19 protein-coding genes are annotated in these 26,982 nt (G+C 61.6%); 15 read left to right on the top strand and 4 right to left on the bottom strand.

Features of this window, described 5'->3' with window-relative positions; all coding sequences use genetic code 11:
- Nucleotides 1-158 precede the first annotated feature (158 nt).
- The 9 genes from peaA to AC2A1F_RS00725 all read left to right on the top strand — a co-directional run bounded on the left by peaA (nucleotide 159) and on the right by AC2A1F_RS00725 (nucleotide 11,820).
- Nucleotides 159-1,967: a quinohemoprotein amine dehydrogenase subunit alpha gene (gene peaA, locus AC2A1F_RS00765; protein ID WP_484206875.1), complete on the top strand. Its 1,809-nt coding sequence runs from the start codon at nucleotides 159-161 to the stop codon at nucleotides 1,965-1,967.
- Nucleotides 1,964-3,418 carry a quinohemoprotein amine dehydrogenase maturation protein gene (gene peaB, locus AC2A1F_RS00760; protein WP_484206874.1) on the top strand — a complete coding sequence of 485 codons (1,455 nt, stop codon included), beginning with the start codon at nucleotides 1,964-1,966 and terminating at the stop codon, nucleotides 3,416-3,418. Before peaA ends, peaB begins: the two co-directional genes overlap by 4 nt.
- Nucleotides 3,415-3,738: a quinohemoprotein amine dehydrogenase subunit gamma gene (gene qhpC, locus AC2A1F_RS00755; RefSeq protein WP_292630081.1), complete on the top strand. Its 324-nt coding sequence runs from the start codon at nucleotides 3,415-3,417 to the stop codon at nucleotides 3,736-3,738. The genes peaB and qhpC overlap by 4 nt, the downstream gene beginning before the upstream one ends.
- A 46-nt stretch (nucleotides 3,739-3,784) precedes the next feature.
- Nucleotides 3,785-4,873 carry a YncE family protein gene (locus AC2A1F_RS00750; protein WP_484206873.1) on the top strand — a complete coding sequence of 363 codons (1,089 nt, stop codon included), beginning with the start codon at nucleotides 3,785-3,787 and terminating at the stop codon, nucleotides 4,871-4,873.
- A 38-nt stretch (nucleotides 4,874-4,911) separates the two neighbouring features.
- The gene (locus tag AC2A1F_RS00745; RefSeq protein ID WP_484206872.1) at nucleotides 4,912-5,907 is read left to right on the top strand and encodes an NAD(P)/FAD-dependent oxidoreductase; all 996 of its coding nucleotides are present in this window, start codon (nucleotides 4,912-4,914) and stop codon (nucleotides 5,905-5,907) included.
- Complete coding sequence (locus AC2A1F_RS00740) at nucleotides 5,904-7,601, top strand: ABC transporter ATP-binding protein (protein ID WP_484206871.1); 1,698 nt, start codon at nucleotides 5,904-5,906, stop codon at nucleotides 7,599-7,601. The genes AC2A1F_RS00745 and AC2A1F_RS00740 overlap by 4 nt, the downstream gene beginning before the upstream one ends.
- Nucleotides 7,602-7,608: 7 nt before the next feature.
- Complete coding sequence (locus AC2A1F_RS00735) at nucleotides 7,609-8,292, top strand: S8/S53 family peptidase (RefSeq protein ID WP_484206870.1); 684 nt, start codon at nucleotides 7,609-7,611, stop codon at nucleotides 8,290-8,292.
- 112 nt (nucleotides 8,293-8,404) lie between these two features.
- Nucleotides 8,405-9,718: an NAD(P)/FAD-dependent oxidoreductase gene (locus AC2A1F_RS00730; protein ID WP_484206869.1), complete on the top strand. Its 1,314-nt coding sequence runs from the start codon at nucleotides 8,405-8,407 to the stop codon at nucleotides 9,716-9,718.
- 74 nt (nucleotides 9,719-9,792) lie between these two features.
- On the top strand, nucleotides 9,793-11,820 hold the full coding sequence (locus tag AC2A1F_RS00725) for a tetratricopeptide repeat-containing sulfotransferase family protein (protein ID WP_484206868.1): 2,028 nt from the start codon (nucleotides 9,793-9,795) through the stop codon (nucleotides 11,818-11,820).
- A 194-nt stretch (nucleotides 11,821-12,014) separates the two neighbouring features.
- Here AC2A1F_RS00725 and AC2A1F_RS00720 read toward each other — a convergent pair whose 3' ends face one another.
- Entirely contained in the window at nucleotides 12,015-14,732 is a 2,718-nt protein-coding gene (locus AC2A1F_RS00720) for a TonB-dependent receptor (RefSeq protein ID WP_484206867.1), read from the bottom strand.
- A 472-nt stretch (nucleotides 14,733-15,204) separates the two neighbouring features.
- Complete coding sequence (locus AC2A1F_RS00715; RefSeq protein ID WP_484206866.1) at nucleotides 15,205-15,642, bottom strand: VOC family protein; 438 nt, start codon at nucleotides 15,640-15,642, stop codon at nucleotides 15,205-15,207.
- 134 nt (nucleotides 15,643-15,776) lie between these two features.
- Between AC2A1F_RS00715 and AC2A1F_RS00710 the strand changes: the two genes are divergently transcribed.
- The 3 genes from AC2A1F_RS00710 to AC2A1F_RS00700 all read left to right on the top strand — a co-directional run bounded on the left by AC2A1F_RS00710 (nucleotide 15,777) and on the right by AC2A1F_RS00700 (nucleotide 20,233).
- On the top strand, nucleotides 15,777-16,490 hold the full coding sequence (locus AC2A1F_RS00710; RefSeq protein WP_484206865.1) for an SIMPL domain-containing protein: 714 nt from the start codon (nucleotides 15,777-15,779) through the stop codon (nucleotides 16,488-16,490).
- 83 nt (nucleotides 16,491-16,573) lie between these two features.
- Nucleotides 16,574-17,377, top strand: coding sequence for a metallophosphoesterase family protein (locus AC2A1F_RS00705; protein WP_484206864.1), 804 nt, complete (start codon nucleotides 16,574-16,576; stop codon nucleotides 17,375-17,377).
- A 372-nt stretch (nucleotides 17,378-17,749) separates the two neighbouring features.
- Complete coding sequence (locus AC2A1F_RS00700; protein WP_484206863.1) at nucleotides 17,750-20,233, top strand: TonB-dependent receptor; 2,484 nt, start codon at nucleotides 17,750-17,752, stop codon at nucleotides 20,231-20,233.
- Between the two features lie 71 nt (nucleotides 20,234-20,304).
- Here the strand turns inward: AC2A1F_RS00700 and mtgA are convergent, their stop codons facing one another.
- Complete coding sequence (gene mtgA / locus AC2A1F_RS00695; protein WP_484206862.1) at nucleotides 20,305-21,027, bottom strand: monofunctional biosynthetic peptidoglycan transglycosylase; 723 nt, start codon at nucleotides 21,025-21,027, stop codon at nucleotides 20,305-20,307.
- 58 nt (nucleotides 21,028-21,085) lie between these two features.
- A complete protein-coding gene (locus AC2A1F_RS00690; protein ID WP_484206861.1) occupies nucleotides 21,086-21,754 on the bottom strand; it encodes a Crp/Fnr family transcriptional regulator in 669 nt (222 codons plus the stop codon).
- A gap of 138 nt (nucleotides 21,755-21,892) precedes the next feature.
- On the opposite strand from AC2A1F_RS00690, the gene AC2A1F_RS00685 reads away from it, so the two are divergent.
- From AC2A1F_RS00685 to AC2A1F_RS00675, 3 genes are all read left to right on the top strand, one after another.
- Complete coding sequence (locus AC2A1F_RS00685; protein WP_484206860.1) at nucleotides 21,893-22,357, top strand: hypothetical protein; 465 nt, start codon at nucleotides 21,893-21,895, stop codon at nucleotides 22,355-22,357.
- Between the two features lie 255 nt (nucleotides 22,358-22,612).
- The gene (locus AC2A1F_RS00680) at nucleotides 22,613-25,588 is read left to right on the top strand and encodes an adenylate/guanylate cyclase domain-containing protein (protein WP_484206859.1); all 2,976 of its coding nucleotides are present in this window, start codon (nucleotides 22,613-22,615) and stop codon (nucleotides 25,586-25,588) included.
- Nucleotides 25,585-26,958, top strand: a complete 1,374-nt coding sequence (locus tag AC2A1F_RS00675; protein WP_484206858.1) for a cytochrome P450 — start codon at nucleotides 25,585-25,587, stop codon at nucleotides 26,956-26,958. The genes AC2A1F_RS00680 and AC2A1F_RS00675 overlap by 4 nt, the downstream gene beginning before the upstream one ends.
- The last annotated feature ends 24 nt before the right edge of the window (nucleotides 26,959-26,982 follow it).

The following is a 26,982-nucleotide window of genomic DNA, read 5'->3' as shown; positions in this document are numbered from 1 at the left end:
GCTAAATTCCAGCGATGCCGGGCAAGGCGTGCAACGTCGAGAGCATTTCGCACATGCAAACAAAGGCGTTGACGAACTTTTGACGCTTGTCCAGTCTTTCTCCGTCGCCGTTTTCGACTCAGGTCGATTGCGGCAAGCCTCTGGGGGAATATGCGACCATGAGCGTGGCCCAAACTGTTGAGCATGAACCCGCAGCCCGCACGGCATCTTTTGCCAATAAACGCCCGCTACGACGACATCTGTTCCAGTTTCTCGCGCTCACGGCCCTGCCCGCCACCATCGTGCTGGCGCAGGCCGCAAAGGAACCTCCACGCGATCCGTCGAACCCGGTCGAGACCGAAACCGGCATTCCTGTGAAAGACACGCTGGTCGTCGAAAAGTGCGGCACATGTCATACGGCAGATGCCAAGGGCAACCTCTCGCGCATATCCTGGGTGCGCACCACGCCTGAAGGCTGGGCGCAAGTGATCCGCCGCATGTCTGCACTCAATGGCCTGTCGCTGACGCCGGTTGAAGCGAAGGCAGTGATCCGGTCGCTTTCGGCCAGCCACGGCCTTGCGCCTGAAGAGGCCAAGCCGGTGTCCTACTTCGCCGAACACCGCATCATCAACGAAACCAACATCCCCAACGAAACGATCCGCCAGTCCTGTGCGGCGTGCCATGGCTTTGCCCAACCGCTGTCATGGAGGCGTTCGAAGGCGGAATGGAGCCTGCTGCGCAACCTGCACGTGGCGATGTATTCGCAGGCCGACGCGCAGTTCCGCAAGCCCGTGGAAGACCCGACGCAGCCGGTGCCCGCCAATGGAGCGCCCAAGCCGCTGCCGGTCGAAGTGGCGCTCGAATATATGAACAAGGTCGCGCCGCTGACCACGCCCGAATGGACCAAGTGGCAGGCACGCCAACAGTCGGCCAAACTGGGAGGCAAGTGGCTGATCAACGCCATGCTGCCCGGCAAGGGGCTTTACGTGGGCGAAATGGTCGTCACGCCAGCAGGGGCCGAAGATGACTATACCACGGCTATCACGCTGAAATCGCTGGCCGATGGCTCCACCCTCACCCGCAGTGGCAAGGCGCTGGTCTATACGGGCTATTCCTGGCGCGGCACGTCTTCCAGCGGCGCCAAGGGCACGCGCCCTGATGCTCCGGCGGACCACGAAACGCGTGAGACCATGCAGTTTGCGCCCGATCGCAAGTCTGCCGAAGGGCGCTGGTTCTGGGGCGAATACCTGGAGTTCGGCTTCAACGTAAAGCTGACCCGCGCTTCGGCTGAACCCACAGTCACCGCCGTGTGGCCCTATGCGCTGCAGGCCGGAAGCAAGGGCGCATCGCTCAAGTTGATCGGCGATGCCTTCCCGGCCGGGCTGAAGCCCTCGGACATCGATCTGGGCAAGGGCGTGACGGTGACCAATGTCGTCTCGGCCAGCCCGACCGAGGCGGTGCTGATGGTCGATGTGGTGGCAGACGCTGCGGTTGGCGCGCACGATGTGGGCATCGGCGGAACGGTGCTGGCCGCCGGCCTGCCGATCTTCAAGAAGGTTGATTACATCAAGGTCACGCCGGAAACCGCCATCGCCCGCCTTGGCGGCAGCGAAAAGCACACCCCCGGCCATGCCCAATTCGATGCCATCGGTTATGACGCCGGGATCGACGGCAAGCCCTATACCACTGACGACGTGGCGCTCGGCCCCATCGATGTGACCTGGGGCATGGAGGAACTGCAGACCGTCTATTACGACGATGACGTGAACTATGTCGGCAAGTTGAACCAGACTGCGCTGTTCACCCCTGCCATCGATGGGCCGAACCCCGAACGCAAATGGGGCCGCAACAATTATGGCGAAGTCTGGGTGGTGGCGACTGCGAAGAACGCCTTTGACTCGCTGGGCAAGCCTCTGAAAGGCAAGTCGTTCCTGCTCGTTACCGTACCTGCATACAAGCGCTGGGATCAGCCGGAGGTGGCCAAGTGACAACGACCCTTGCCCCCAAGTATCGCCGTGGTGACATCCACCTGTTCGAAGCCGAAGGCGCAGGGTTCGTCTACCTCGCTTCGGCTGGCGCGATCTTCGCGCTCGATGAAGGCGCGGCCAGTGTCATGGCCGTGCTGGGTGAGCGCCAGATGGCCTATGGCGAAATGGTAGCCGCGCTGATCGAGAAGGGCTATTCGCGCGCTGATGCCGAAGACCTGATCCGCGAATTGCGCGCGGTGCGCGGCATCGTTTCGGACGAGATCCGCGAAGCGCCGCTTGCTCCGCCTGCCCCGCCTGAGGATTATCCGCTGCAAGCGCTGGTGCTGAACGTCACCAACCAGTGCAATCTGGCCTGCACCTACTGCTACGAATTCGGCGCGGACAAGATCGCCACGCCTGCGGGCAAGCCGAAGTATATGACGCTGGAAACCGCCAAGACATCAGTCGATTTCCTGCTGAAAAGTTCAGGTGACCGCGAGGTGCCGCACATCACGTTCTTTGGCGGTGAAACGCTGATGAACTTCAAGCTGCTGCGCGATGTTGTGCTCTATGCCAACGAAGCAGCGGCGGCGGTGGGCAAGCGCATGACCTACAGCCTGACTACCAACGCCACACTGCTGACCGACGAGATCATCCAGTTCCTGTCCGATCAGGCGGTGGGCGTCACCGTATCGATGGACGGCCCGCCCGACCTGCAGGACAAGCGCCGCGTCTACAAGAACGGCAAAGGCTCCTACGCAGTGATGGAACCGCGCCTGCGCAAGCTGATCGCCGGGCACAAGACCCGCGCGATCACCGCACGAGTTACGCTGACCGAAGGCGTGACCGATGTGATCCGCATCTACCGCCACCTGAAAGACGATCTGGGCTTTCACGAAGTCGGCTTTGCGCCCGTCACCGACTCCGGCGAGCAGACCTACACGCTCGACAGCGATGGCATGGACACCGTGGTTTCGGCGTTCCACGAACTCGCCGCCGAGTGGCTGGCCTATGCGCTGCGGGGCGAGATGCACGGCTTTTCGAACGTGTCCGAGACGATAAGCGAGGTGATCCAGGGGACCAACAAATCGCATCCTTGCGGCGCGGGGCTTGGGTTGGTGGGTGTCAGTCCTTCGGGTGACATTTCGCCCTGCCACCGCTTCACCGATGCCGATACGCATGTGCTGGGCCACGTGACAACGGGCCTCGACAAGGAAAAGCGCACCGATTTTCTCACGCGCGGCCATGTTGGGGCAAAGTACGAATGCTCCACCTGCTGGGCGCGGCCGCTGTGTGCGGGCGGATGCCATCATGAGGCTTTCGTCCGCTATGGCGATACCGGCCACGCCAACCTGCATTACTGCGACTGGATCCGCGAATGGACCGAGGCCTGCCTGAAGATCTACGGCACCGTCGCCCAGCGCAATCCTGAATTTCTTGAACGCTTTGCTGCACGAAAGGGCTTGTCATGAAGCACCTGAAACCCCTGAACAAAAAAGCACTGCGGATCGAGGAAACGATTGCCTCGACCGAGGAAGACGTGATCGCGCTGCAAAAGCCGATGCACACGCCGATGGGCTGCTCGATCTCGTTCTCGCCGGGGTGGGAAGTGGATGCAGGCGGCGGCACGGCGGGTCTGTGCCAGCCGGCCGAGCGCGACATCTATGACTGCTACGTCACCTGCTTCTGGCCGGTGCAGGTGCCCGATCACGTCAATTATTCGCCCGACTGGGCCAGCAATTGCGCGACTGCGGCCAAGGACTGGCGCAGTCTCGACATCATCTTCCCGTAAGGCCGCCGCCTGCGTCCCTGTCCATCACCACCGGAAGACCCGCCCCATGAAGAAACTCGGTCTTGCTATAGCTGCTTGCGTTGTCGGGATCGCCCCGGCGCAGGCCTCCACGCTGTTCATGGGCTCCTACCCCGACAAGATGCTGGTGCTGGATGAGGCAACCGGTGCGGTGAAAGACCGGCTGACGCTGGCTTCGGGCCTGCCCACGTCGATGCGCATCTCGAACGATCAGAAGAAGATCTACGTCACCACGATCACCACCAGCGGGATCGAGGTGATCGACACGGCAACCAAGAAGGTCACCAATTCGTTCAGCCTGAACACGCCGACTGTGCGCTATCGCTTCAATGGCGGCGTGCCCGATCCTTCGGGCAAGTACTTCTATACGATGATGCAGAAGTTCGAGAAATTGCAGGACCGTTGGACGGTCAGTCCGCAAATGTTCGGCGTGATCGATTTGACCAAGAAGGCCGTAGTGCGCACCGCCAATGTGCCGGAAGAGGACGTCCGGGCCGGGGCCGGGCGCGGCAATTACATGATGTCGCTTGATGGGTCGACGATGTTCCTGATCCGCGACAAGGTGCTCGTGGTGGATACCGGTAGCCTGAGCGTGAAAGAACGGCTTGAAGTGTCCAAGCCCGAAGCCACCGGCATTGAAGGCGTCAGCTTCAGCGGCGGGGTGGAAACGCTGCGCAACCCGGCTGAGTACGTCTCGATGTTCACGGCGCAAGACCCCTATATCCGCAACAAGGTCTATGGCGTGGGCCGCTTCAATCTGGCGACCAAGGCGTTTGATTTCCGCCCGATTGGCCCCGCTCCGGTGGGTGGCGGGATGGCTGGCCTGCAAGTGTCAAAGGACATGAAGGAAGGCTGGACCGTCGTCACGCAGGAGAAGGTCGGCAACAAGCGCTGTGAATTCTGGCATCTCGATCTCACCACTAATCTGGTCAAGAACAAGGCCGAATTCCCCTGCCGCACGCGCTTCCAGTTCGGCATGTCGGGCGATGGCAAGATGCTGTACATCTATGGCGCCAGCTATGACATCGAGATGTATGATGCGCAGACGTTGCAGCACATCAAGACCATCGATCTGGGCAACGACACCACGGGCGCGGGGATGATCATCACCCAGTGAGCGCGCCAGCAATTCAGTTGAGGGGGCAGGGTGTCGCGGTGGCTACGGCTGCACACCTGATGCAACGGGCCGGGTTTGCGTTCACACGTGAACCCGGCCTTCGCCGTTCAGTGCCGGTGATCATGTTGAGCGATCCGGCACTGGCTTTGTTGCGTGACGTATTCGACAATCCTGTGCTGTTTGACGACAAGCCAAGGATCGACCGGCGCGTGGTGCGTTGGGGCAGCCCGGAAGCGGTGGAAATGCCGCATGGAGCGGTGGTTATTTCAGAGGACGACCTGAGCGATGTTCTTGATTTGTTTCCCCAGGGAAACACGTTGAAAGCAAACCACAAAATCCAACATTCCAATGATTTCAATGGTAGTTTTTCGGTCCACGCAATGCCACCGTTCCCGCAGGGGGAAACGCTGCGCTTCGGTGAGCGCCTTTCGTCGACGGCCCGTGTCACTCTGAAGAGCGATGTCACGCCCGCCACCTGCTGGATCGAGGCCTTGGATGCCGGCTGGCTGTTCCTGATCCCCGATGGGTTCGGGCAGGCGTGGTTGCTGGCCGTCGGTGGCGCACCGGAAATGTTGGCGCAGAACGCGCCGCTGATCGGCCCATTGATTAATGCACTTGAGCCTTCGGGTGGCCAGTTCGACACCAGCCCGCGCATGTTGGCGAAGCTGGCCGGGGATGGCTGGCTGGCTTGCGGCACAGCAGCCATCGCCTTTGATCCGATCTGCGGCGATGGCACCGCGCAGGCCGCGCGCGAAGGAATCTTGGCAGCAGGCGTGATCGCCGCACTGGCCCGTGGCGAGGAACCTGCCCTGCTTGCCACGCATTACCACTCGCTACTGCTGGCCTCGCTGCGGCGGCATTTGCAACTGTCCTTGCCGTTCTATGCCAATGGCGGTGCGGGTCGCTGGTGGCACGAACAATATGCGGCGGCGCGTGAAGGCTATGACCGCACCACTGCGCTGCTCAGCCGCTTGCCCGAACCGCGCTTTGCCCTGCACGGCTTCGATCTGATCCGGCGCGGACAAGCGGCTTGAACCCGCCCTCCAAGATTGCGCCCTGGAGCACATACGCACGGTTGTGGCCGTGGCTGCGGCCCTATGCCCCGCGTCTGGTGCTGGTCCTGCTCGGCAGCCTTGTCGCCACGGGGCTGACGCTGGCGCAGCCGTGGATTTCCAAGCTGATGATCGACGAAGCGCTGATGAAGCGCGACTGGGACATGCTGGTAAAGATCGCCGCGCTGATGGTGGGCGCAACGGTGGGTGGCTTTGCGGTCAATGCGCTCGTCTCCTACCGCTATGTCGGGCTTTCCGCGCAAATGCTGTTCGACATGCGGGTGGGCCTGTTGCGCCATCTACAGCGGCTGTCCCCGCGCTTTTACGGCAACTTCCGGCTGGGCGATCTGATGTCGCGGCTGAACAGCGACGTGTCCGATGTGCAGCGCGTGGCGGGCGATACGCTGCTTTCGGTGCTGAGCAATGTGCTGTTCTTTACAGGCTCCGTGGCGATGATGCTCTGGCTGGACTGGAAGCTGTTTCTGGTCGGCACGGTGCTGGTGCCGCTGGCGGTGGGCAGCTTTTTGCATTTCCAGCGCAAGATGACCGACCTGACCCGCCAGATGCGCGAAAGCGGGGCGGACATCGGCAGCCTGCTGGCCGATACGATCATCGGCATGCGCACGGTCAATGCACTGGGGGCCGAGGCGCATGAGGCAGAGCGTTTCGGCAAGGCCAATGGCGGGTTCGTGGCGACGATGCTCAAGATGCAGACCGTCTCGTTCCTGACCGGCGCCTTGCCCGGCACGATCGTGACCGCATCGAGCGCGGCGGTTATCCTCTATGGCGGCAAGCAGATCATCGATGGCACGATGACCATCGGCGCGCTGGTGGCGTTCATCACCTATCACGGGCGGCTGCTGGCCCCGGTTCAGGCGCTGATGGGGCTGACCGCCAGCCTTGCGATGGCGCGCGTGGCATTGGCGCGGATTTTCGAGCTGTTCGATACTGCGCCCGAGGTGGTTGAAGCCACGGCTCCTTGGCCGCTGCCGGTCGTAACGCGCGAGATACGGCTGGAAAACGTGACGATGCATCACGGGCGCGAACCGGTCCTGCAAGGCGCAAGCCTGACCATCCCGGCGGGCTCGCTGACCGCGATCATCGGGCCATCGGGCGCGGGCAAATCGACGCTGGCCGATCTGCTCGTGCGCTTCCTTGATCCGGTGGAGGGCCGCGTGACCATTGATGGCGTGGATCTGCGCGAACTATCGCTCGTTGATCTGCGCGCGCGGGTGCTGCTGGTGGATCAGGCACCGTTTCTGTTCAACGCCAGCATCGCGCAAAATATCGCCTTTGCGCAGCCAGAGGCGACGGACGCGACCATTGCGGCAGCCGCCAGCGCGGCGGGGCTGGATGGGCTGATTACGCGCCTGCCCGAAGGCTATGCCACCCGCACCGGAGAGCGTGGCCTGGCGCTGTCTGCGGGCGAGCGACACCGCATCGCCATCGCCCGCGCGCTGCTGCGCCGGCCCGATGTGCTGATCCTTGACGAGCCGACCGCCGCGCTGGACGAGGCGACCGAGCAACTGGTCGCCAAAGGCCTGCGCACGGCCCTGCCCCATGCCACGCTGATCGTGATCACGCACAAGCCAGCGCTTGCCGATATGGCCGATCATGTGATCCGGCTGGAGCATGGGCGCGCGCGGATCGACCCGCAGGTTTCTGCCCATGGTTAAACGCCCAATGCCTAAGCGGATTGCGGTGATCGACAGCGGGGTTCATCCCACTCACCCGCATATCCATGCCCCGCGGCTCTTGCCGGGGCTATCCGTGCTGGCCGATGGCACGGTGCTGCGCGATCCTGCCGAAAGCCTCGACAAGCTGGGCCATGGCACGGCGGTGACAGCGGCGATTCAGGAACTTGCGCCCGAAGCTGATATTCTGCCGATCCGCGTATTCCGCGAGGGCTTGCGCGCATCGGCCCGCGCGCTGGCAACCGGCATCCGGCAGGCACTGGAAGCGCGCTGCGATCTGATCAACCTCAGCCTTGGCACCACCAACCCGGCCCACGCCGCTGTCTTTGCCGCACTGGCGCAAGAAGCGGCAGAGCAGGGCGCGCTGATCGTGGCGGCATTCGAGACAGAGGGTGTGCCGTGCTGGCCGGGGTGCCTGCCACACGTGCTGGGCGTGGGGCTGGACTGGGACCTGCCGCGCGGGACACTCACCGCCCGCTCAGACCCCAATGCAAATTGGCGCATGGTCATAGCATCGGGCTATCCCCGCCCTATTCCCGGCGTGGAGCAACGCCGCAATCTCTATGGCGTAAGCTTTGCCGTAGCGCAGGCAACCGGGTGGATTGCCGTGCGCAAACAGTTGAAAACGCGGGCAGATGTTTTCGCAGCGCAGGAACTTTGCGCTGAATTGTAACCCGCAACTGCCACAACAGAGGCAATACTTCGCACAAACGGCCAGATTGATTTCGCCAATCAGAAGGCAGCATGCTAGCTAAGGCAAACGCGGTTACCAACAGGGGAAGTCGTTGGCGCAGCAAAAGACACAGATTGTGGTGGTGGGCGGCGGTGCCGGCGGGCTGGAACTGGTGCGCAAGCTGGGCGCAAAGTTTGGGCGCAAGCAGCACGACATCATCCTGATCGACCGCAATCTGACGCACATCTGGAAGCCACTGCTGCATGAAGTGGCCGCCGGATCGCTCGACGCCAATCTGGACGAGGTGGGCTATGGCGGGCATGCAGTGCGCTGGGGCTATCGCTTTTTCAACGGCAGCATCGAAAGCATCGATCGCACCGCCCGCACTATCACCACTGCGCCTTTGCATGATGAACATGGCGAGGAAGTTATTGGCCGCCATACCATCCGCTATGACTATCTGGTGCTGGCCATCGGCGGCATTTCCAACGATTTCGGCGTGCCGGGTGTGCGCGAACATGCGATGTTTCTGGAAGACCGGCCACAGGCAGACCGGTTCCGCCAAAAGCTGCTGAACGCCTGCCTGCGCACCAATCATGCGCACCAGACTGGCGATGCCGATGCCTGCGTGCGGGTGAGCATTGTCGGCGGTGGGGCGACCGGGGTGGAACTGGCGGCCGAACTTTACAATGCGGCCAAAGCCTTGCGCCATTATGGGCTGGAGGTGTTTGACGAAACCAAGCTGCAGGTCTCGCTAATCGAAGCAGGCCCGCGCATTCTGCCCGCGCTGGATGAGACGCTGGCGATGAAGGCCAAGCAGGAGCTGGAAAATCTGGGCGTCCATGTGCTCGACAACACGCAAGTGACGCGGCTGGAAGATCGCGCGGTCCACACTGGCAGCGGTGCGGTGATCGAGGCCGATTTGATCGTGTGGGCGGCAGGCGTAAAGGGCGCGGACGAAATCACGACAATGAGCGATCTGGAGCTGGCGCGCGGCAACAAGATCGTGGTGCGGCCCACGCTGCAGACTGTGACCGATGACCGCATCTACGCTCTGGGCGATTGCGCATCGTGCATGTTGCCGGGCCGAGAACAGCCGATCCCGCCGCGCGCGCAATCGGCGCATCAAATGGCCAGCCTGATCTTTGCCAATCTGGTCCGCGCGCAAGAGGGCAAGCCTCTGAAAGATTTCGTCTATCAGGATCACGGCTCGCTGGTTTCGCTCAGCCGCTTTTCCACCGTGGGCAGCCTGATGGGCAATCTGGTGGGCGGCCGGATGCGCGTGGACGGCTGGATTGCGCGGACGGTCTATGTCTCGCTCTATCGCATGCATCTGATCGCCATCCACGGATGGTGGCGCGGGGTTGGTCTGATCATGCTGGGGCATGTGAACCAGATCGTACGCCCGAAATTGAAGCTGCATTGATCGGATAGCAACGCCGATTGGCCTGCGTCTTTTAACGTACACAATTTGCGTAGGCCCGGGACTAGGCTTTGGCCATGATCCAGCAGGTCCGCAGTCCCATCCCGCCACAGGCCTTGGCCGAGGCCGAAGCGTTGCTGGACAAGCAGCCGCATCTGGCGCTGGGCAAGGCCGAGGCGATGTTGCGGGTGGCACCGGCCTTCCCTCCGGCAGAGTTTCTGGCAGCGCGAGCCTTGCGGCGCATGGGCAAGGGGCGGCAGGCACTGAGCAAGCTGGATGGACTTGCCCGCAGCGGAGGGCGCGTGCCCGCCGTGTTGTGGGAATTGGCCCAAGTTGCCAGCGAGTTGGGTGATACGCCGCGCGCGATTGCCGCGCTTGAAGCGCTGACGCAGATGCAGCCGATGGTGGCTTCGGGCTGGTTCCTGCTGGCGCGACAATTGCGCAAGGCAAAGCGGGAACAGGATGCCTGGCGGGCCGATCTTTCCGGCGTCCATGCCTCATCGCGCGACAAGGAATTGCTGCAGGCGGCGGTTGCGGTGAACGAGGGCAATCTGGACGCGGCGGAGGCCATGCTGGCCGCGCGGCTGGTCCGACACGCCGATGATGCCCCTGCCCTGCGGCTCTATGGCGAGATCGCTTGGCGGCGCGGGGAGATGACGCCCGCGCTAGAGCGGGTGGAAAAGGCCGTCGCGCTGGCCCCCGGTTTTGATCTGGCGCGCGATTTCCTGATCCGGTTGCTGTTGCAGACCAACCGTCTGCCCGAGGCGCTGGCGCATGCTGAAATGCTGGTGCAATCGCCGATCCCTTCACCGGGGCACAAGCTGATCCTGGCATCAGTGTTGGTGCGGCTGGGGCATCAGGAGCGCGCGGCGGGGCTTTACCGGGAATTGCTGGCTGAGAAACCTGACGAGGCGCAAGTCTGGCAAAATCTGGGCCACGTCCTGAAAACGCTGGGCGAACAGGCCGAAGCAGTCGAGGCCTATCGCGCCGCCGTTTCGCGGCAGGCCACGATGGGGGAAGCGTGGTGGAGCCTTGCCAATCTGAAGACCGTAAAGCTGGGGCCGGACGACATCGCCGCGATGGAAGCGGCGCTGGCCACGCTCGATCCTGAGGACGAGGCGCGCCGCGAGGACGTGTTCCACCTGCACTTCTCGCTGGGCAAGGCGCTGGAGGATGCCAAGCGCCATGAAGCTTCTTTTGCGCATTATGCCAAGGGCAATGCCCTGCGCCGCACGATGATCCGGCATGAAGCGGGTGCGTTTTCCGCTGAAGTGGAGGCTGCCCAAGCGACGTTTACAGCGGCCTTCATCGCGCAGATGGGGGATGGCGGGTGCCCTGCCCCGGATCCGATCTTCGTGGTGGGCCTGCCGCGTTCGGGCTCCACGCTGGTAGAGCAGATTCTGGCCAGCCATTCGGCCATCGAAGGCACGATGGAACTGCCCGAGATGATGATGATCGCCGCACGGCTGCAATCGCGTGTGGACGAGGGCGAATTTCCCGATTTCCGCAGCATGATCGCGGCGCTTTCACCCGCTGATCGCACGCGGCTGGGCGAGGAATATATCGAACGTACGCGCGTGCATCGGCAGACTGACAGGCCGCTGTTCATAGACAAGATGCCCAACAATTGGCAGCACGTGGGCCTGATCCACCTGATCCTGCCCAATGCCAAGATCGTGGACGCGCGGCGGCACCCGCTATCGTGCTGCTTTTCGGGCTGGAAACAGCACTTCGCGCGCGGGCAGACGTTCACTTATGATCTGGCCGATATCGGGCAGTATTACCGCGACTACGCGGGGATGATGGCCGCATGGGATGCACAGATGCCGGGCACCGTGCATCGCGTGATCTATGAACGGATGGTCGCCGATACCGAAGCCGAAGTGCGGGGCGTGCTGGATTATCTGGGCCTGCCGTTTGAACCGGCCTGCCTTGAATTCTACAACAATGACCGCGCGGTGCGCACCGCGAGTTCCGAACAGGTGCGCCAGCCGATCTTCAAGGATGGGCTGGAGGCGTGGAAGCCTTATGAGCCGTGGCTGGGGCCGCTGAAGGAAGCGCTGGGGCTGGTGCTGGAAAGTTATCCGGACGCGCCTGCGGGGTGAAGTTATCCCCACACCAGCTTTCGACGGCGCCCCCGGGAAGGCGGGGGGCTCAGGCGGTTTACACTACCCTTCAGTAACACCACCGAGGCCCCCGCCTGCGCGGGGGAGCAGGGATTTTGAGATCAAATCGGTGCCCCACAAAAAATGGCCCCCACGGTTTCCCGTGGAGGCCAGTAGGTACTCGCAGGATAAACTCAGTAGCGCTGGCCCCAGCGGATGCCGAAAAATTGCGGCTTGATGATGAATGTACGAGCCGAACCCGAGCAGAAATCGATCGAGCAGAACGTGTTCTTGGTCAGCTCGCCGCGCTTGTCGAAAGCGTTCTGGATAAACAGGTCGAGCGTCCAGTTCTCTTTCCTCACGCCTGCGGAAAAGTCGAAGCTGACAAAGCCCGCAGTGTTGCCGAACAGTGCGTTCTGATCGACGTTAAGGTCCTGCGTGGCTCCGGTCTGGTACAGCGCAGCACCCTGAACATAGAACCGCGCATCGCCCCAATCGCCGTCATAGCGCACTGACGTGGTGCCTTTGAACTTGGGCTGGCGTGGCAGGCGGGTGCCCTTGGCTGCTGCAACCGACGGGGTTTGGCCATTGGTGTTAGGAACGGGCGTACCCACTGCGCACGTGGCGAGCTGAGCAATGGTTTCGTTGGTGCGATCAGCCACGAAGTTGCAGAAATCTTCCTTCAGCTTGCCATCGTTGAATGCGCCCGAGCTGGAAATGGTGATCTGGCCCAGCTTCAGGTCAGCATCGTATTCGATACCTTTGACCTCTGCCTTGCCCGCATTGCCGGTATAGCCCGCACCCTGCGCACCGGCGACGACCACGCCGTACTGGATATTGTTCCACTTTTCCAAATAGATTGCGGCGTTGAATCGGAAGATGTTGTTCCACGTGCCCTTGAAGCCAAGTTCGAAGTTCGTCAGTTCTTCAGACTTGAACGGCGGTGCCGCAACGATCACGCTGGGTAGGGTTTCGGTTGCGCGGATGCGCAGTGGGCGGTTGTAACCACCAGGACGGAAGCCGGTGGAGTAGTTGGCGTAAATCATTTTATCGGGCTGGAATTGCCAGTTGAGCGCAACCTTGTGCGTTTGGCCATCTTCGCGATACCGGCCAATGCTCTGTGGATCGAGCCGGTTGATGTTACGGCATTGCAGCCGTTCCGCAGGAAGTGGAAGCGGGCACCCTTCAACCCCGGGAGTGGGCAGGAAGATCGATGGCGCATTCTGGGCTGATGCTGCAACACCAGCAAACCCGGTCACGTCATAACGCGTCCAAAAGTAGCGAATACCACCGGTCAGCTTGAGTTCGGGAGTGATGTCGTAGTGCCCTTCGGCGAATACTGCGTAGTCTTTCCAGTGGTTGGTCTGCTCAGTCAGGTAGAATGCATCGCGCTTGACCGCCGGAGAGCCCAAGATCATCGTCCCCAGAGGATTGCCTGCGGCATTGATCACGTTCTCGGTGTCGAAAAACGGGTTGCCGTCATCGTCGAAGTCTATGGCGTAGCGAGCCGGAACGCCCAGCAATCCGCCCGGAACGTCGCCGCCGCCGCCCTGTGTATAGCCTACGATGTTGGCGAGACCATGGATGCCGTAGTCGTTATTGGATTCGTTCGTCTGGTGGTGGAGGAAGCCACCGATGGTGACATCAAACGGCCACGATTTGGGCGTCGACAGACGAAGCTCCTGCGTGAACTTCTTTTCATTGCGCAGGCCGCTGTAGAACTGCGTCGGGTTCAGGAAGTTGGTGCATTTTTGCGCCGCGCCCGAACCGGTGCAGCCGCCTCTATCGAAGAACTGCAGGTAGCTTTCATAACCTGCGCCAAAACCGTCATACGTGACGGTATAATACGTGTAGTCGTTGAGCAGCTTGGTCTGGCGCTGATAGTAGCCGGTTGCCGAAACGATGTCCCAGTCACCAATGTGGCCGTGAATGCTGAGCGCGGCCTGGTAGAACTTGTCGTCCTGACTGGTCTTGTCGTAGTCATGGACCTGAAGATCGCCTACGCGCTTGTCGTACCCGAAATAGCCATCGACAATCTGTTTTTGTGCAGTGATCTGGGGTGATATCTCCCAGCCGTCAAAGGGCTGCCATAGCACTTGCAGGCGGCCACCGTAACCTTCGACCGTGTTGTAATCATCCTGCGCCAAATCGGAATTGTCGAGCGTGAAGGTGGTGAGCGGGTTGTTGTCACCCAGCGTGAGCGTGGACGGGCGCCCATCGTTGAACCGGCCGTTGTTGGGCGTGTTGTCGATGTAGCCGCCATCCTTGCGGTAAAAGCCCATCGCGCGCACCGCCAGCGTATCGGTGATCGGCACGTTGATAAAGCTTTGGTACTGGCCGCCGAAATCGCCCTTGCCGTACTTGTTCACTTCGGCATCATAACCGAACTCGAACTTGTCGGTTTTGGGCTTTTGCGTGATGAAGCGGATCGTGCCAGCCAATGAACCTGCGCCATAGAGCGTGCCTTGTGGGCCAGACAGGGCCTCGATGCGTTCAAGGTCATAGGCCTGAATATCGGGCAGGCCGGTGCCGGTGATCGGAATATCGTCGATGTAGTAGCCCACCGATTCACGCGCACCGCCTGCTGGCACAATGCCGCGGAAATAGGGCGTATTGCGGCCCGGGCCGATGCCGGCAAAGGTAACCGACGGCAAAAGCGCGGCGAAATCCGTCAAGCCCTTGACCTGACGCTGGCCGAGCATGTCCGCGCTCAAAGCCTGCATCGAGATCGGCACCTTCTGGATCGAAGTGGCCGTGCGCGTGGCGGTGACCACGATTTCGCCAAGGCCTTGGTCTTCACCGGCCTGCGGCTCTGCGGCGGGGGCCATGGCTTCCTGCGGTTCTTCAGCAGCACGCACTGCAAGCGGCAGGGCCGTGGTGGAGAGGATGGTAGTGGCTGCCAGGATTCTCATGGCGCGTGACCGGACCCGGATGTCTTTTCTCATAGTGGATCAACCCCCTGTTGGTGCTTCTGGCGTTCCCGCCCTCCCGTGGCATTGCTCTCCCACAGTCAGTGGCGCTGGCCAATTTGCTGCAATGCAGCATGCCCGGATTGCCGCGCAAAGCGATCCGGCTGGAAAAGGCATGACTTCTCCGTCGCCAGAAGACAGAAGCGTCTCCGGCCCCGCCACGCTGGCGCAGCGGTGTTCACGTGCTTGACATTACCCCTTCAACGGGCGCGGCCTTTTGGCCATTCCATGACGCCCGTCCGGGATTGATAATGCTGCAGGGCAATATGGAGTCAACGCCCTTTTACAAACCCGCAACACCCTTTTTTGACAAGTGACCAGCATTCAGGCTGCCGAAAACGCAAAAACGGCGCCTGGATCGCTCCAGACGCCGCTACTGCGTTTAAGGGCAGGACTGTTTAGGGGCTGTACTGTCCTACCAGTTGCCGGTGTTCGCCATGCTCGCCCACGGTTCTTGCGGCGGCAGATGGCCATCCTGCAACAGTTCGACCGAGATGCCATCGGGTGATTTGACGAAGGCCATGTGGCCATCGCGCGGGGGGCGGTGGACGATGTGCCCTGCGTCGATGATGCGCTGGCACGTTTCGTAGATGTTATCGACGCGATAGGCCAAGTGGCCGAAATTGCGCCCGCCGGTGTACACTTCGGCAGGCGAGCCATCTTCGGGTGGCCAGTTGTAGGTCAATTCCACTTCGGCCACGCCTTCCTGACCGGGAGCGGCAAGGAAGATCAGTGTGAAGCGGCCCTGCTCGCTGGAAAAACGGCGCACCTCTTTCAGGCCCACCAGTTCGAAAAATGCGATGGTCGCATCCGGGTCGGTCACCCGGATCATGGTATGGAGAAACTTCGTCACGGCAGGAACCTCTTCGTTCAAAAACGGTTCATCGATAGAATTGCACACCTTGGCGCACCGCTAAAATGCGCGGTGCATGGGAGATCACGATGCAGGCCGAAGATAGGGATAATGATGACCAGACCCAAGGCGGCATGAGGCGTTTTGTTCCGCAGGGCGGAAGAGCGCTGCTGCCTGCCGTGATCCTGACCGTGGGGCTGGTGATCGGCAGTTGGTTCATCGGCGATGGGTTCCGCCGTGCCAAAGTGGCGGACCGATCGGTTACCGTGCGCGGGCTGGCAGAGCGCGAAGTAACGGCAGACCTTGCCACGTGGACGCTGGCCTATTCCGCCACCGCACCCGATATGGCCAGCGCGCAGGCCAGTGTTGATCGCGACAGCCAATCCATCCGCACGTTCTTTGGTGAGTTGGGCTTTCCGGCAGAAGCGCTGCAGCCAACCGGTGTGAATGTGCAAAGCTTCAACAACAACGGCGTGATCAGCTTTACCGTGCGCCAGCGCATGACATTGCGCACCACAGATGTGGACCGTGCGCAAAAGGCGGTAAAGCGGCAGTTCGACCTCGTCCGGCGCGGTGTGATGCTGGAGGAAGGATCGGGCATGGCCTATACCTTCACCAAGCTGAACGCGATCAAGCCCGAAATGGTGGCCGCTGCCACCAAGGATGCGCGATCAGCCGCAGAGCAGTTTGCCCGCGATAGCGGCGCATCGGTGGATGGAATCAAGACTGCCAGCCAGGGCTATTTCGAAATTACGGCGCGCGATGGCGATGGCGGCGGCTGGGGCGTTTCGGACAGCCCTTACAAGAAGGTGCGGGTGGTAACGACCATCGATTTCTATCTGCGATAGGTATTCGCGCGGAACCAGCCAGAAAGGCGGCGGTTGTTGCATCGCGTGCAACTTGGCCCCATATCGCGCCGGTACGAGGCATCATGTTAAACAAACTGCGTTCCCTGTTCACTTCTAGTGCGGAAATTCCGGCAGAAGCGCCCGCTGTGATCGTCCGTGCGCCCGATGGGCAGCGCGTATATGCCGTAGGGGACATTCACGGACGGCTGGACCTGCTTGATCTGCTGCTGCAGCGGATCGAGGACGACGATGCCAGCCGTGGCCCGGCAGAGACGACGCTCATCCTGCTGGGCGACCTGATAGATCGGGGACCCGATAGCCGCGCGGTTGTGGATCGCGTGATGCAGCTTGTACAGACCGGCAAGGTCCGCGTGCTGGCGGGCAATCACGAAGAAATGCTGCTTGTCAGCATGCAGAGCGAAGAAGCGCTGCGCCATTTCCTGCGCCATGGCGGCAAGGAAACGCTGTTCAGCTATGGCCTGAAGCCCGAGGAATACAGCCGATCCACGCTGGAAGACCTGAGCGAACGCATGGCCGAGCTGGTGCCAGCAGAACACGTGGCGTTCTTCAACGCGATGGAAGACCGGATCGTGATAGGCGATTATCTTTTCGTCCATGCCGGCATCCGACCCGGCGTGCCGATCGAGGAGCAGAGCCGATCCGATCTGCGCTGGATCCGTCAGGAATTTTTGCAGCATGACCAATGGCATGGCCATATGGTTGTGCATGGGCACACCATCACGGAAGAGCCCGATATTCTGCCCAACCGCATCGGCATTGATACCGGCGCATATGCCACTGGCCGGTTGACCGCGCTGGGCATCGAAGGGGAAGACCGCTGGTTTCTTTCTGCCGAGATTGCCCCCGAAAGGCGCGAAGCGGCCTGAAGCGGCTGGGCGGATGAAAAAGGGTGGGGACACCTTCGCTACTGCAGCAATTTTTGCTGATCGTTGCCAATTTGCAACTCTTGTCGTTTTATTAGACAATGCTCCGTCGTTGTGAAATTTTGCAACACGTTGATGCTGCCCCACGTAACTCTGTTTCATGCTTGGTAGAGCGCGTGTCTTCCAGCCGCCATATCGTCATTCCAATGTCATATCAGAGCGGTTTGGAGCGGAAAGACGGGTGCTTATGAGCCGTTGGCAACTGACCGGACTGAGGTGATTCTCGCAAATCATGCTCCGGGCCAGGCTACGCCAGCGGCGCGGACATCACCCGCGCCAAAACCGCGCCATTCGGTGCAGTAACGGGGTCAAGAAATGAAAATGAAGCTTCTGGTCGCTGCGTCGACCTTCGCCATCGGCAGCGTTGCCCTTTCGGGAACCGCCTTCGCCCAGTCCACCGGCCAGATCGACTTTGATGAAACCATCATCGTTTCGGGCAAGGTCACGCGCTCTGTCGGTGGTATTGAAACGCCCGACACCAGCCGCGCCAAGCAGGTGCTGGATCAGGCCATCATCGGCCGTCAGGCTCCTGGCCAGACCGTCAACGACATCATTAACCTGGTCCCCGGCGTCAGCTTCCAGAACAACGACCCGTTCGGTTCGGCTGGCGGTACGCTGACCATCCGTGGCTTCGATGCCAGCCGCATTTCGCAGACGTTTGATGGTCTGCCGCTGAACGATACCGGCAACTATGCGCTCTATTCGAACCAGCAGCTTGACCCTGAACTGATCGAGCAGGTCAACGTCAACCTCGGCTCGACCGATGTTGACAGCCCCACGGCCGCTGCAACCGGTTCGACCGTGAACTACCGCACGCGCAAGCCGGGTGAAGAGTTTGGCGTCCGCATGGTCGGTTCGGCCGGTCGGTTCAACTTCCTGCGCGTGTTCGGCATGGTCGATACTGGCGTGCTGACACCTTCGGGCCTGCGCGCATTCATCGCCGCCAGCTCTGCCACCAACGACACGATCTTTGGCGGTATCGGCGAAATCAACAAGAAGCAGATCAACGCCCGTATCTATCAGCCGCTGGGCGACAATGGCGATTTCATCTCGCTCGCCGCGCACTACAACCAGAACCGCAACAACTTCTTCGGTTCGCAAAGCCTGCGCAGCGCCTCGTTCCCAGATACCAAGGCCGAGCGTGACATCCCCGTCGCGCGCTGCACGATCGCTGCACCCGTCGCTGGCGCTGTTGATCCTGCCACCAGCTGCGGTTCGGCCTTCGATTATCGCTTCAACCCTTCGAACACCGGCAACATCCGCCTGAACTCGCGCTTTACGCTGGCAGATGGTCTGGTGCTGACGATCGATCCCAGCGTGCAGTACACGAAGGCCAATGGCGGTGGCACACTGCTGGCCAGCGAAGGTCGCACTCCAACGAACCTTGTGCCAAACTTGGTGGGCTTCATTCAGGGTTCGAGCGGAGTTGCCAACTACTTCGCCGGGCAAGACATCAACGGCGATGGCGATACGCTCGACACCGTCCGCGTTCACAGCCCCAGCCAGACGGAAACGTGGCGTCTTGGCGTGATTTCATCGTTGCGTTACGACATCGATGAAAACAACGTTGTCCGTCTATCCTACTCGTATGACCGTGGCCGTCACCGTCAGACCGGCGAAGCAGGCCTGCTTGCAATCAACGGCTTTGGCGCTGATTTCTTCCCGGTAGACAACCCGCTGCTGGCCAGCGATGGCACCTCGCTGCAGAAGCGTAACCGCCTGTCCTATGCGATCCTGCATCAGGTTTCGGGCGAATATCGCGGCACCTTTGGTGATCTGACCGCAACGGTTGGCGTGCGTATGCCGTTCTTCCGCCGCAATCTGACGAACTACTGCTTTGCCACCAGCGCGGCTGGCAATGTGGCCTGCTTTGGCACTGATGCTGCAAACACCACCTATAACGCCGCTACGCTGTTTGAGGCACCGCAGCAGCGTGTATTCAACTACAACAAGCCGCTGCCGAACGTTGGCTTCACCTATCGCGTGGGTGGCGATACCAGCATCTTCGGCAACTATTCGCAGGGTCTGCAGGTTCCGGGCACCGACAACCTGTACAACTCGTTCTTCTTCGCGCGCGATCGTGCCGAAGCGAAGCCCGATCCAGAAACCACGCATAACTTCGACCTTGGTATGCGCGTGCGCTCGGGCCGGGTGCAGGCACAGGCTTCGGCCTGGTACACGATCTACAACAACCGTCTGGCTTCGGCCTTCGACGTGGATCTTGATGCCACCATCTTCCGCAACCTTGGCCGCGTGGACAAGTATGGCCTTGATGGTTCGGTCTCGTACATGCCGGTCGATGAGCTCAGCATTTACGTGTTCGGTTCATACCTTTGGTCGAAGATCAAGAACAACGTTGTTGTCAGCGAAACGACGGTCAACGGCGTTTCCACCCCGGTCTTTGCACAGACGGCTGGCAAGCGTGAAGGCGGCGCACCGGTCTATACCTTCGGCACGCGCGTTCAGGGCAACCTTGGCCCGCTCTCGCTCGGCGCACAGGCCAAGCGCACGGGTCCGCGTTTCGTGAACGACCAGAACCTGCCGGTCGTGACCAACGCGGGTGCGCTGGTCTATCCGAACAAGACCCCGGCCTACACGCTGGTCGACTTGGATGCCCGTCTCAGCCTGGAATTCCTGGGTCTGAACGAAAACACGTTCTTCCAGCTGAACGTTTCGAACCTGTTCGACGAAGTCTATGTCGGCGGCTTCAACGGCGCGGCCACTTCGCTGACCAGCGTGCCGTTCGCCCAGGTTGGCGCACCACGCACGGTCATCGGCACGATCAGCGTCGGCTTCTGATCACCGCCAGAAGGCTGAATACAAAAAGGCGCGGGAGGGGTAACCTTCCCGCGCTTTTTTGCGATTTCAGTTCAACGATAAACGCAGGAATCGAGCGCTTCGTTCTTTACCACGCTAACGCGGCGGGCGATGACATTGCCGTGGCGGCGTGTGAAGCCGCCTGCACCTTTGACTTCGCGCTTTTTGGGCAGTGGAAGGACAGCGGCGATGCGCGCCGCTTCAACCGCGCTCAGCTTGCGGGCGCTTTTGCCGTAATAGCGCTGCGCGCCTGCCTCCACGCCATAGGTGCCAATCCCGGTTTCGGCGACGTTGAGATAGACTTCCATGATCCGGCGCTTGCCCCAGATCGTTTCGATCAGCACGGTGTACCACGCCTCCAGCCCTTTGCGGACATAGCCGCCGCCTTGCCAGAGAAATACGTTCTTGGCGGTCTGCTGGCTGATGGTTGATCCGCCTCGAATGCGTCCGCCCTTCTGGTTGCGCTTGAAGGCCTGCATCATCGCGGCATGATCAAAGCCGTTGTGCAAGCAGAACTTGCCGTCCTCACCCGATATCACGGCATCGACCATGTCGCGGTCGATATCCTCCAGCGGCGTCCAGTCCTTGGTCACCGGGTTTTCGTCCATCAGCATGGTCAGCGTGGTTGGCACCGGCACGAACTTGTAGATCACCACCTGCGCCACCGAAAGGAACAGGAATGCCGCGATCAGCCGGACGACGATCCAGCCAAAGCGGTGCGCGGGCCTTGGCGCGCGCGCGGCGGCCTGACGGGGGTTCTTGAGATCTTCCAACATGCGCCTTCAACGCTATCCGCCAACAGGCCCGTCTGGCAATCGCCTTGATGGCAAGACTTCAAGCGGTCTGCGAATAGCGATGAAGGCGGTCTTCCAGTCGCGCAACCGAGGGCACCAAAATGCGCCGCCCTTCGCGCGCCAGCAGGCCTTCGCGCACCAGCAGCGCAAACTCGCGCGTTACCGTTTCGCGGTTGGTGCCGATGCGCGCTGCTAGTTCCGCTTGCGTAGGTATCCGCGCGATGCAGGCAGAGCCATCGGGCTGAGGATCACCGGCCAGACGCAGCAATTCAGCCTGAAGCCGCGGGCCGACACCCATGGTGGACAGTTCATAGATGCGGTTGGTCAGGTAACGCACCTGATGCGCCAAATAGCGGGCGAGCCACAAGGATAGCACGGGTTCGCTTTCAATCAGTTCGACAAAGGTGGTGCCGGGAAGCACCAGCAGCGTGCTGTTTTCCACCGCCACCACATCGGCTGAGCGGGGTTGCCCATCGATCGCGGCCAGTTCGCCGAACATCTCCCCCGGCCCGATTAGCCGCAACACTGTTTCGCGCCCCTGAGCCGATACCAGCGACACGCTGACACTGCCTTCTAGCACGATATACACATCGTTGGCCGGAAGACCGACGGCGAGCAGGACGTGACCCTTGCGCACGCGCACCGTACGGCCCTTGCGTGCCAGCACTTCGCGCACATTGTCCGGGACTGACAGATACGATTTCGGCACAGTTATTGTCCGTTTCCGAAGCATTTCGCGCACTCGCTTACCGAATGTGCCAAGAATCACAAGCGCAAGGTGCGCTGGCCAACCGCATGGCCGGGGAAAGAGGGGCAAGGTTTAAAGCCTGCCTTCCCCCGCGCAGCTTTGAGCGCGCCACACCCCGCCGAGGCTATGCTGCGTTATCTGCTCTGGAAAGCCGGACCCGGTCCGATCGATATCGAGTTCAAGCGTCTTGGCGATGCCGTGCTGCGCCCATCGGTTTCGATCGTCACTCCGGTCGGCTCGACAGCTGTGCCCCGGCTGGACGAGATGGACATCGCCCGCTTCAGCCTTGACGACGAACAGGTGGCGCGCCTGCTGAGCGCGCGCGAGGAACTGCGCCCGCCGTGTCTGGTGGTGCAGTGCGATGCCTTTATCGCGATGGCTTCGCGCCGCCGCCGCTGGGGCTGGTCAATCCGTCTTTCGCGCGCAGGCGTGCCATTGCAAGGGTTCCACCTTGATGGCAGGCCGCTTGCGCAATGCCGCAACGGCTTTACCCGCGCCCGGTTGCACAGCATGTGCGAGAGGTCCGGCATGGGCCACGGGCATGACATCATCGGCCTGTGCTGAGACCATGGACGGCCTGATCCTTGATGCGGATTTGGCTGCAAACACGGTCCCGGAACTGAACACCTTTTTGGCATTGCACCATTTTTCGTTGCGAATGTTGCTACAACCTGAATACGTGGGAATGCCGGGGGGTAAGCTGCGGGATTCGCCGCGCCCGGCACCGGGGTGCAACAACAGATCGTGCGGGTGGCAGGCAGCGAAATTGGTGGGGACAGGCGCGTTAAGGCTGCGCCTGGGGCCGAAAGGGGCGGCGGCATGCCTGCCGACCTTGAATCAATCCGATTTGCCACGATTCTGTTCGCCGATATCGTGGGGTCCACGCGCCTGCTGCGCGCGCTTGATCCTGATGATGCACGCGATCTGCTGGATCAATCCATCGCGCTTATCCAGCAAGGTATTCACGCCTTTGGCGGCTTCGTCGTCCGAATACAGGGCGATGGCGTGATGGCCGTTTTCGGGGTGCAGCCGGCAGTTGAAGATCACGCCCTGCGTGGCGTGCTGGCCGCGCGTCGGGTAATCGAGACGCTGAAGAGCGGCGCGCTGGGCGTACTTCCTGCGCCACAAGTGCGGATCGGCATCCATGCCGGGCCAATCCTGCTGCGGCGGCAGGAAAACGATTTCGGATCGCTGATCGATGTTGTTGGCCACGCCGCGCACGTTGCCGGGCAGATTGAAAAGATGGCGCCGCCCGGCGGTGTAGCGATTTCGGCCACGGTGGCCTCGCTGATCGCAGAACCGTGCGAATTGCGGCCTGCAGGCAGCGTCGAAGGCGGAGGAAGCGAAAGCCCCGAGGCACAGGGCGAGGCCGTGTTCGAGGTGCTGTCCGTGGATCTGGGCGGCGGTGATGGGGTGCCGGTCAAGGGGAATGCCACTCTTCCGATGATCGGCCGCGATGCCGAGTTTGAAAAGGTCCGTTCAGTCATCGGCGGGCTGGCAGAAGGTGGGCAAACCGCGCTGGGGATCATCGGCGAGGCCGGCATGGGCAAAAGCCGCTTGCTGCTTGAAGCAGCGCGGCTTGCAGCGGGCTTTGGTACCACATTTGCTGCAGTGCGCGGCACGGCGCTGCTGGCGGCTGTGCCATTCGGCTGCATGGGGCACACGTTGCGCCATCTGGTCGAACTGCTGCAACCGTTTACGCCCGATCCCGCTACTGCTGCGAACCTTTCTGCCAACGAGAAAGCGTGTCTGACCGGGCTGATCAGCGACGAAACCGGGTGGTTGGTGCAACTCTCACCTGGTGACCGCAGCCGCATTGCGACCGACACGATCGTGCGCATTGCCGAACTGGCAGCTTCGCACATCAAGGTGGCGTGGCTGGTTGACGATGTGCAGTATCTGGATAGCGAGACGGTAGCCGTACTGGCCGCAATCAGGCGTGGTGGCCGGATCGCGATGATCCTTGCCGGAAGACCCGAGGCCGCGCTGCAGATCGGCGGCCTTTGCAACGATGTCGTCACCCTTGCATCGCTATCGCCCAGCGAGGCGCGCGTGCTGGTCTCCCTTGCCAACCCGGCAGCCAAGCCCGACGAAGGCACGATCGACCGGATTGTAGAGCGGGCAGAGGGATTGCCCCTGGCCCTTCAGGAATTTGCCGTGACGCTGCAAAGCGCTGCACATGGCGCTACATCTGGCGGCAGCGCAGCAGGCCGCAAGGCGCAAACCAGCGTGCCCGCGCAGGCGGCAAGCCCGCTTCCAGCGCGCCTCGATTCGCTGCTGGCCGCAAGGCTGGCGGCGCTTGATCCTGAATCTAGCCGCCTTTGCCAGTTCTGTGCGGTGCTGGGACCGGTGTTCGCCATCAGCAGGCTGGAACGTGGCAGCCGCCTTGTCTGCCGCAATCCGGCAATGGCAATTGCCCGGCTGGTCGAAGCCCGCGTCATCGAATTTGTCGGCACCGGGGTGGCCCGCTTCTCACACCAGTTGGTTCAGGAAGCTGCCTATCGCGCCATGGCCCGGCGGCGGCGCACTGAAATGCATGCCAGCGCGCTGTCCATGCTGAAAGAGACCAAGGCTGAGGCTGCTGCACGGGGCAGTGCAGGCGATGATATGGCAAGCCATGCCGAGCTTGCCAATCACGCCGAAATGGCAGGGCTGCACGAACAAGCGCTCAACCATTTGTGGGAGGCATGCATACAGGCCTTATCACTGGCAGCCATTGATTCCGTTCGGCAATTGCATGGCAGGGCCTGCGCTGTTGCCGCGCGCCTGCCCGCGCCCGCAGCGGCCAAAGAGCGCGCGCGCTTTGCCATGCTGGCGTTCGATACGCTGCAGCAGCTATCGCAGGAACAAGTGCTGCGCGACGATATCCAGGCGGTGGCCGAGGGCCGGATAGAGTTCGGCCCTGGCCAGCGCACCGTAGCGCGGATCAACATGGCGCTGCTCGATTGGATCGACGGCGCGCCCAACCGGGGCAAAAGCTGGCTGGCGTTGGCCGAAGCAGACCTTGACGCTCATGACAGTCTGCCCCGCCGGACGTATGCCGATCTGACCGCAGCCTACCTCGCCTTTTCAAGCGGTGAGCCGCAAGAAGCGATTGCCCGGATCGAACGGCTGGGCAACCGGCTGGCCGGAAGCCTGCGCGGGGAAACCTTTGGTGCGGTGGTCGTCATCCCTCATGTGCTCGCGCGGGCGTTCGGCGCATGGTATCTGACCGACCTTGGCCAGATCCAAAAGGCACGGGTCTGGGTGGCAGAAGCGATCACGCTGTCGCGGCGTTATGCCCACGCCTATTCGCAATTGTTGGCCGATCTTGCCCACGGCTATCTGCATTATCGCGAGGGTCGCGCAGATCGCGCACTCAAGCTGCTGCGCCGCGCCTATGCCGATTGTCTGCGGCACAACTTTCTGGGGTTTGAACCTGCCAGCGCCAGTTGGCTGGCGCTGTGCCTGATTGAACTGGGCCTGCTGGACGAAGCAGAAGACATTCTGGCGCAATCGGTGGAACGTGGGCATTTTCGCCACGTGCGCACTTCGGCTACGTACTATTTGCACGAGGCGCGGGCGCGGCTAGCGATGGTGCGCGGCAATTCTGCGCTGGCCCACGAACTTGCCGCGTTTGCCCTTGCCCATGCGCGCGATTGCGAGGATCGCATTCACGAACTGCATGCTCTGGCCCTGTGCGCTCAGGTGCACGAAGCGGACATGGCAGCGCCGGAATTTGCTGAACTGCAGGACAAGGTGCGTAACCTTGGCCTCGTTGTGCTGGAACGGCGTCTGGAAGCTTTGCAGCGGTGAGCGTAGAGGCCGCACTGGCAAATGCAGGGCAACGGCTGCTTGATCCTTCTGCCCCCGCGCTGGAACGCTGCGCCGCGGCCGAAGACCCAAAATCCAAGGTGCGCGTGTTCGTTGCCGCCCGGCACGATGCAGTGACGGGCGTCTTGTGCGAAGAAGCGGTCTTTTCACTACGGCATTACGATGATCTGCTGGAACAGATCTTGCCCGGCACACGCTATCTGGTGGGTGAGGATGACGAGAAGCGGCGGGTCCGGCTCCGCCAGCTTCACACCGCGCAAAGCTGGCTGGACGCCAAGCGGGGCGTGGCAAACACCGGCGGCGAAGCCAGCATGACGCTGAATTTCCGCCAATGGATTGCCGCCATGGCGCGCGAAGAAGCTGAGGCGATCCTGAATGTGCTGCAGCGCAGGACAGATACCGGAGAGCCGATAAACTTCGTGCGTGAATATGCCTTCCTGATCGCGTGGCGCATGGCGCGGCGGATTATTGGAGTTCCAGCGCCTGATGCCGTGCCTGGACTGGTGCGGCTGATGGTTTTTGCGCGCAATGTGATGCGCCCCGGCCCGGCCTTGCGCCTGAAAGACGAACTGGGCGATGCCGCCGCAATGCTGCTGATGCAGCAGGCGTTATTTGGGCACGTGTTCGGCACCATCGTCAACAGCAAGGGCTGGTTGCGCTGGCTTGCCAGAAAAACGGCGATGCCTGCGCTGGGCGCCATCGATGCGGCGCTGGCTCTGCCCGAAGTGGCCCCACACGATAGCTTGCTGTCGGCACTGGCATCGGTGAAGCCGCAATTCTCCGGGGTTGAGGACTACGATCTGCAGGCGCGCAGTGTGCTGTTCGAACTGACCGGCGCGCTGGTGTTGATCGTGGGCAAATCGTTGAGCGAAATGGCAGCCTTTGCCTGCTCGCCCGAAGGCGAGCGGGCTGGGATTGGATGGGACAAGCTGGTCAGCCTGCTGGCCGATCCCGGCACCAGCCAGCAGGGCCATGATGCGACCATCAACGAGGCGCTGCGGCTGACTGGCGGCAGCCGGTTGACGCGAACCGTGCGCTGCGATGGTGCGTGGCGCGGGGTTGATCTGAAAACCGGAGACCGTGTGGTCGTGCTGATCGATGCGGCATCGCGCGATCCGGCAGCTTTCCCCGATCCGGGCCGCTTTGCGCCTGATCCGGCTCGGCCCTACATCACCTCCGGCCCACTGCAGGGCCCGCACTTGTGCTATGGCAGGGGCATTGCATGGACCATCATGCGTGAGGCGATTGCCGCCACACAGGGCAGAATTGCGCCATTCGGCAATGCAGGAATGGCTCTGTTTGCGAGCCTGCCAGACGATTTGCCCTTTGTTGCCAGCCGCCGACAAATTTGACCGCCATCAGCACGGGAGCCGCGC

It is taken from the genome of Novosphingobium sp. HNCC26BN242 (assembly GCF_057180525.1).
Note: the sequence above shows the minus strand (reverse complement) of the source record. Positions and strands in the feature narration are given on the sequence as shown.